Here is a 7,399-nt window from a genome sequence, read left to right as displayed (position 1 = left end):
ATATGTCACATCGGCTGGCTTTGGACAATGGAGTAGCATCACTGTTTCAAAAACCGCCAAGACTTATCGCATTGCATTTGATGGTTATTATTTTGGTTTACGTGGTTTGATTTACGGCCCCAATTTGGGTTCTTTTGAAACCCGTATGCCTTTGTCTGCTCATCAGGCTCAGTATCGTTATGAAGATTGTAAGATTGATCTCAAATTCGGTCAGGATCAATATGGTCGAAAAATGATTGTTGAGCAAAATGACAATAATTCTGGCTGCGGTTTTGGACACAATGTTTATGCAGGTGGCACTTATTATCAAGTTGAAAAATAAAAGCCATTTAAATTGTGACCTCGTTTTTAATCACTGAAAAACGAGCTTGACTCTTTAAAAAGATAAATGAGCCAGTAAAAATGCGATGCTAGCAACAATATTCGTCTGAAACTGAGCGACAGTGAAGCGTATTTGTTGCATACTTTTTTCAAGTAGCTGACACAATCAAAATATGAAGCTGCGGTATTTATAACAATGACTCAAAATGAGAATAACGAGATGGATATACGCTTTATTCCAGTGCTGGATTTGGATGATCGTCAGCAAAGTTTGCAAGCTGATGGATTGAAGAATTCGTCTCAGCCTTTAGCAACTGATTGTTTGTTCTATGCCATTCAAGATATTTCTGATGCTCATCTGAGTAAAATTCTAAAAGAGACCGTTTTTAAAAATACCTCTTTGAACGGTGGCTATGTATTGCTTGATGCCGAACAGCGACCGATACTTTTACCGCGCTGTTGCTCAGATTTAAATGATATTCATGCTTGGGAGCAACTGGCTCAGGGTAATCTGAAACAGTTCTGGATTGGACATCCCCAAGTGTTATGTGAATATCAGGGAGATATGATCAAATTTAAACCAGATGCCAGTCAGGATCATACTGGCTTTGAAGTGCCTGTTACATCATTAAAACAGGCAGTACAGACTTTAAAAGATGAGCTTCAGCAGATTCATCATCGTTTTCAACGACTCGCACATTTGGAAAAACTGAAAGTTGAAAAAGTGTTAAAACTGATGCCTCAGCTGCTTTAACCAACTTTAGAGCCCCTGTATGCATGCACATATAGGGGTTCTAAACAGAAGTGGGGTTTAAACTCAATCTTAGATAGGAATATCCGCTAAATTACCTTTTTGCTCTAACCAATGTTTACGATCGCCAGAACGTTTTTTGGCAAGTAGTTTATCCAGTAAACCTGCGGTCAAATGGGTATCGTCCAGATCAAGCTGTACCAAGCGGCGCGTATTCGGATCCATCGTGGTTTCACGTAATTGACCTGCATTCATCTCACCCAATCCTTTAAATCGGGTAATTTGCGGATTTTTACTTTTAACTTTAGACAAAATCGACTCTAACTCAGCTTCATCCAGTGCGTAAAATACATCTTTGCCTGCATCAATACGAAACAGTGGTGGCATCGCCACAAACAAATGTCCTTCTTCAACCAATGCAGGAAAATGCTTGACGAATAAAGCGCATAGCAAAGTCGCAATATGTAAACCATCCGAATCAGCATCGGCCAGAATACAGATTTTGCCATAACGAAGTTCTGACAAATCATCACTGCCTGGATCAACGCCAATCGCAATCGCAATATCATGCACCTCTTGTGAAGCTAACACCTCATCGGAGGACACTTCCCAAGTATTCAAAATTTTACCGCGAATCGGCATGATGGCCTGAAAGTTCTTGTCACGTGCCTGTTTGGCACTGCCCCCCGCAGAATCACCCTCGACAATAAATAATTCAGATTCTTCACGAGTTTGTCCAACACAATCTGCCAGTTTTCCAGGCAAGGCTGGCCCCGACACAATTTTTTTACGTTCGACTTTTTTGGCGGCTTTTAAACGTCGTCCCGCTTTAGAAATCGCCATTTCTGCCAGTTGCATGGCAATTTCAGAGTTTTGATTCAACCACAAAGCAAACGCATCTTTGGCAATATTAAGCACAATCCCTGAGGCTTCACGGCTGGAAAGTCGTTCTTTGGTTTGACCTGAAAATTGCGGTTCCTGAAACTTAAGCGACAGAATGAAATTGACACCATCCCAGACATCTTCGGCAGACAGCTTTAAATTACGCGGCAATAAATTGCGAAGTTCACAAAACTCACGCAGCGCTTCGGTGACACCAGAACGTAAACCATTGACATGGGTTCCGCCTTGCGCAGTTGGAATCAGGTTGACATAACTTTCCTGAATTTGCTCACCACCTTCCACATTCCAGCAGATTGCAAACTCGCAACTGGCGCGTTCGGCTTGACCCTGATTGACAAAAGCAGGCATCGGGACAATCTCACGATCTTCCAATTCATCCATTAAATAGTCGACCAAACCATTTTCAAATTGCCATTCGATTTTTTCATCATTGATTTGATCGATGTAGCTAATTTTAAGTCCAGCCGCTAACACTGCTTTGGCTTTTAAATTATGCTTAAGTGCTTTTAAGGCAAATTTTGGGCTGTCAAAATATTTGGTTTCTGGCCAAAAATGTACGGTAGTGCCTGTTGCTCGTTTTGCGACTTTACCTTCAAGTACCTCAAGCGGTGCGACAGGTTCACCCTGCTCAAAAGCCATCTTATAAAGATTGCCCTGACGCTGAACTTCAACCTCAACCCGACTGGACAAGGCATTCACCACCGAAATCCCGACCCCATGTAAACCACCCGAAAACTGATAGTTATCGGTGCTGAATTTACCACCTGCATGTAATTTGGTCAGAATAATCTCAATGCCGCTTTGACCATATTCAGGATGAATATCCACTGGCATCCCGCGACCATTGTCTTCAACTGACAATGAGCCGTCTTTATAAACCGTCACACAGATTTTATTGGCATGTCCCGCCAGCGCCTCATCCACGGCATTATCAATCACTTCCTGTGCAAGATGGTTTGGACGTGTCGTATCGGTGTACATGCCTGGACGACGACGTACAGGATCTAAACCCGATAAAACTTCAAGTGATTGAGCCGTATATTGTGACACCTTGTACGATTTCCTTATTTAAGCGAATAGGTTAAAAATTCAAGAATCAACGGTATTTTTTGTTCAAAATCATCCATTGCATGGTTACCATGCGCATCCGATAAAATCAAGGCGCGATGTGATGGCTGACTATAATAACGCTGTGCCTCACGATAATCCAAAGTTTCATCGCCCTGCTGGAGCAACACGAGTATTTTCTCGGCAGGATCAGCATAGGGTACAGCCATCTGCTCAAGCTGATCCAGATGCTGTTCGGTGAGTGTCCAACGATCACCCACCCTGTAAGGAATCTGATTGATACCAAATAAATCGCGAAACAGTTGCCATGGTCGCACAGCAGGATTGATCAAAACAGCAGGTAAAGCGTATTTGGCGACAAACTGAGTCGCATAAAACCCACCAAAGCTACTACCCACTAACACCACCTGATCCAACTCCTCTATCAACTGCTGAATCACGTCTATCACGACCAACGGCGGTACATTTAAATCAGGTAAATGTACCTGAATTTCAGGATGATGAATTTGACAATAGTGTCTAAGCTGTTGCCCTTTGATGGAGAAAGGGCTACTTTGAAAGCCATGTAAATAGACCAGATTCATGCGCAGCAGCACCATTAATAATGTGATATTCATCACAACTATGTTTTAATTTGTACCTATGCCTAAATTGTTAGACAAAAAAATAAAAATAACTGGTCATTCATCAGTATTTTTAAATAGTTGTGAATGCAACACCTAATAAGATGAATATAATCGTTTTATCGCCTGAAGCAAATGAAAAATAAAGTAACAGGTGCGTGCATGAATCAAGGATTTGGATATGCCAAGTTTAACGCCTTTACACGAGACCTATTGTAAATGGGATCGTACGCCACCGAGTCAGGCCGATGTGCTTGAGGGTTTGGCACAACTGGTGAGTACCAGTTTATTGGGGGTTCACGATGTTGTTCAGATTATCCATCGTGAAGTATTACAAACGACCTTTGGGATGAGTGACCAGCAATCCCGTCGTTTTTTAAAAATTCCGCGAATTGAGCGTTTGCAGCAATGGTCATATAACACCTTACAAAAATATGGTCGTTATTTTCTCGCCCCGAGTTTACGTCGTATTATTGAACAATTTCCAACCCTACACGACAAACCCTTAACTCCCACCCTGCACTTTTTGGTCGGTGCATTAAATGGGGTGTTAGGCGATTATCTGCTCAAACATCAAAATCCAATGGCATTACCTATGGTGTTATATGACCATTATGGTGCATTGCAACAAGGCGATATTGCAGGTCGTGTGGTGATTTTTGTACATGGATTATGTATGAATCATACAGACTGGACCAATCGTAATTTTGGTGGCATTGGAGAACGTTTACTGGCACAGCGTGATCACAATATTATGCTGTATCTCAACTACAATACTGGACGTCGCATTTCAGCCAATGGCCGCAGTTTGGCCAATACACTTGAAGATTTGATCACCCGTAATCCTCGCATTACTAGCATCGATTTGATTGGGCATAGCATGGGTGGATTGGTATCACGTAGTTCGTTGTTTTATGGCAAACAAAATATGCACCAGTGGACACATATGGTGGGCAATCTGGTCTGTATCGGTTCGCCACATCATGGAGCGGTATTGGAACGTTTTGGATTCGCGCTACAAGATCGACTAGGCAGTTTTCCTTTCGTGAAATTGATTGGTCATTTGGTCAATATCCGCAGCAACGGTATTTTAGACTTACGCCATGGCAGTGTGCGTGATGATGACTGGGAACATTTGGAAGCCCGAATTGGGCTAATGGATGATAACCGTAAACCTGCTCCACTACCTTCACATATCAATACGTTCTTTGTTGCTGGTACGGTTGAACATGAAAATCAGAAAAAAAGTCTCAAAGCCTTGTCGATTATTGGCGATTATCTGGTCAGTGTAAAAAGTGCTTTAGGAGAGCATCCAAATCCACGTTTTCAACTCAAACTCCCAGATTCGCATAAAGCCGTTTTTCATGGGTTAAATCATTTTGAAATTCAGTATCATTCCAGCGTTTCTGAACAAATTACCCGCTGGTTTTATCCTGAACATGATGACTATGCATGTTTGGGTGTGCAAACCCATATGATTAATATGCAAAATTATGATCCTACTGATCTCACTGGGATTGTGGAGACTTGATTTATTTTGTCCGCGGTCAAGTCATCATGCCCTGAAATAAATAAAGCCAGCAATTGCTGGCTTTATTTTTGGTTCTTACATTATTTCTTGTAAGCTTTTTTCGCAACGGGATATGTTCTGAAAAGTTGCCATAGACAGATCAGCAATAATACACTAAAGAAAACCAACGACCAGACAGGTAACGATTGCCCCAAAAAAGTCCAGTCAATTGCGGCACATTCACCAGAACCAGTAAGCACTTCGCTCAATACTGTTTTGAGAGGCAGCGCATCAATTAAATAATTCAGTCCGGGACCACAACTTGGCACTTGATCGGGTGGCAAAGTCTGTAGCCAGACATGACGTGCCGCTACACCGACAGACCAACCAATCGACAAGGTTGCCAGTAAAGCATACATACGCTTCATAAGATTTGAAGCAGGATTATGCAAAAAAGCAATCAAGGCGAAAATCCCCATCGCCATCAGCCCAACACGCTGAAACACACATAATGGACAAGGGTCCAGACCTTTTACATGTTCCAGATAAAGTGCAAATGACATGCCGACAATACTGGCCAGTACCAATAATCCATTGATAAAGCGATAATTACGCCATTGCATGGATATACCTCTTGTTTTTATCGAAATTGGGCAAGATAGCCGTCAAAACTCATCACGCTTTCTTGTTCCAGTTGATGTTGTTGTTGCAAGGATTGTTGAGCCAACTGCTCAAAATAAGCGGTTTTTTCAACACTTAATTCATATTGATCGTACATCTTGGCATAGTCATGTGCCAATACACTGCCAAAACTCCAGGTACCCCCATGTGCCAACGTATCCGCGACTACTTGAGCTGAAAGTGTCTGCTCAATCTGTTGCGCACGTTGTTGCATCACCTTCAAAGCATCACTGTACAAATTGCTCTGATAAAGTTCATCCAGTAGCCCTGCACATTTTTGTATCTGCTCAAGATGCTGTATGACCCAGCTTTGCACCGACTGCTCACCTGTTAGGCTCATGATTTTGGCGACGGTGGAACGCCCTTCATTCACAACCGTATTTTGATTGCGTTCGATGAGATCCTGTTCATCATCATGAATTTCAGGGCTTTCTGATAATAAGCAATATAAAGCCAACGCTTCTAAAAAACCTGCTGTCGTTTCATCAATACCAATCGGACTATAAGGATTGACATCTACTGCGCGTAATTCCACATAGCCGACCCCACGGTTTTGCAAAGCCTGCGAAGGTGTTTCGCCATTTTGGGGAACTTGTTTGGGGCGAACCAGACTGTAGTATTCATTTTCAATTTGTAGGACATGGTCATTAATCTGAATCGGTTCACCCTGTTCATCATTTAAACCAAGCTGGGTAAAGGGTGGATACGGCGTTTTCACTGCTTTTTGCAAACCTTCGAGATAGGCTTGAATATCGTTATACTGAATACCCAGTTGTTTCTGTGCCGAGTTCTGATACCCCAAACGTCCCATCCGTAATGCGGTGGCATCAGGTAAATACATGGTGCCTTTAACTAAAGGCTGTAGATGATGCTCACGCCCTGTTAGAAAACAACGACATACCGATGGACTGGCACCGACCAGAAAAATCACCAAAGGCGTTAAACGAATAAAATTACGAATTAGACCAAAATAGCGATGGCTACGATAATCCTGCGCATTGAGTTGTTGTAATGCAGGATCGGTTTCATGTTGCTGTAGTGCGGCAAACAGCGTCTCAGGAAACGATAAATTATAATGAACCCCTGAAATGGTTTGCATCCGACGACCATAACGGACTCCCAGACCACGGCGATACAGCGTCTTAAAACGCCCAATATTGGATGTACCATAATAGGCTAAAGGAATATTTTCTTCCTGATCATCCAGCATACAGGGCATCGACAGCGGCCACAGTTTTTCACCGGGATTTAAATGACGATGCACCACTGCATGAATATCTTTTAAATCTTCTAAAACCGCAGGAATGCTGTCTTTCGGCGGGGTGATAAACTCCATCAAAGCTTCAGAATAATCTGTCGTAATGCGCGGATGAGTTAAAGCAGAACCTAATGCTTTAGGATGCGGATTTTGCGATAAAAAGCCATTACTCTGCATACGCAGACTTTCGCGTTCAATTCCCCGCAACATCCCTTGTAAGAGTGAAGAATCTACCCACGTCGGCACGACAGTTGGAGAAGCTGATTTGGGTTGACTCATGTACA

At 42.5% G+C, this 7,399-nt stretch carries 6 protein-coding genes and 1 pseudogene; 3 read left to right on the top strand and 4 right to left on the bottom strand.

What is annotated here, in order from left to right:
* Together JR005_RS14600 and JR005_RS05190 are read left to right on the top strand one after the other, a co-directional pair.
* Positions 1 to 322 (top strand): annotated as a pseudogene (locus JR005_RS14600) (hypothetical protein); the annotation flags it as partial.
* 219 nt (positions 323 to 541) lie between these two features.
* Positions 542 to 1,075 (top strand): hypothetical protein, encoded by a 534-nt coding sequence (locus tag JR005_RS05190; protein ID WP_218665674.1) that lies wholly within the window; start codon positions 542 to 544, stop codon positions 1,073 to 1,075.
* Positions 1,076 to 1,144: 69 nt separating this feature from the next.
* On the opposite strand, the gene parE is transcribed toward JR005_RS05190, so the two are convergent.
* Together parE and JR005_RS05180 are read right to left on the bottom strand one after the other, a co-directional pair.
* On the bottom strand, positions 1,145 to 3,025 hold the full coding sequence (parE, locus tag JR005_RS05185; RefSeq protein WP_044435569.1) for a DNA topoisomerase IV subunit B: 1,881 nt from the start codon (positions 3,023 to 3,025) through the stop codon (positions 1,145 to 1,147).
* 14 nt (positions 3,026 to 3,039) lie between these two features.
* Positions 3,040 to 3,627, bottom strand: coding sequence for a YqiA/YcfP family alpha/beta fold hydrolase (locus tag JR005_RS05180; RefSeq protein WP_218665801.1), 588 nt, complete (start codon positions 3,625 to 3,627; stop codon positions 3,040 to 3,042).
* A gap of 220 nt (positions 3,628 to 3,847) precedes the next feature.
* Here JR005_RS05180 and JR005_RS05175 point away from each other — a divergent pair, with 220 nt between their 5' ends.
* Positions 3,848 to 5,197: an alpha/beta fold hydrolase gene (locus tag JR005_RS05175; protein ID WP_044435567.1), complete on the top strand. Its 1,350-nt coding sequence runs from the start codon at positions 3,848 to 3,850 to the stop codon at positions 5,195 to 5,197.
* A gap of 80 nt (positions 5,198 to 5,277) precedes the next feature.
* Here the strand turns inward: JR005_RS05175 and JR005_RS05170 are convergent, their stop codons facing one another.
* Both JR005_RS05170 and gshA read right to left on the bottom strand, forming a co-directional pair.
* Complete coding sequence (locus JR005_RS05170) at positions 5,278 to 5,799, bottom strand: disulfide bond formation protein B (protein ID WP_004995614.1); 522 nt, start codon at positions 5,797 to 5,799, stop codon at positions 5,278 to 5,280.
* A 17-nt stretch (positions 5,800 to 5,816) separates the two neighbouring features.
* Positions 5,817 to 7,394 (bottom strand): glutamate--cysteine ligase, encoded by a 1,578-nt coding sequence (gene gshA, locus JR005_RS05165; RefSeq protein ID WP_218665673.1) that lies wholly within the window; start codon positions 7,392 to 7,394, stop codon positions 5,817 to 5,819.
* Positions 7,395 to 7,399: the final 5 nt, after the last annotated feature.

This window comes from Acinetobacter sp. Colony158, assembly GCF_019264745.1.
Taxonomy (GTDB): Bacteria; Pseudomonadota; Gammaproteobacteria; order Pseudomonadales; family Moraxellaceae; genus Acinetobacter; species Acinetobacter ursingii.
This window is presented reverse-complemented; position numbering and strand designations above follow the sequence as displayed.

Coding starts and splice junctions, on each gene's coding strand:
- JR005_RS05190 (WP_218665674.1), top strand. CDS start 542: ATGGATATACGCTTTATTCCAGTGCTGGATTTGGATGATCGTCAGCAA.
- JR005_RS05180 (WP_218665801.1), bottom strand. CDS start 3,627: ATGAATCTGGTCTATTTACATGGCTTTCAAAGTAGCCCTTTCTCCATC.
- JR005_RS05175 (WP_044435567.1), top strand. CDS start 3,848: ATGCCAAGTTTAACGCCTTTACACGAGACCTATTGTAAATGGGATCGT.
- JR005_RS05170 (WP_004995614.1), bottom strand. CDS start 5,799: ATGCAATGGCGTAATTATCGCTTTATCAATGGATTATTGGTACTGGCC.
- gshA (WP_218665673.1), bottom strand. CDS start 7,394: ATGAGTCAACCCAAATCAGCTTCTCCAACTGTCGTGCCGACGTGGGTA.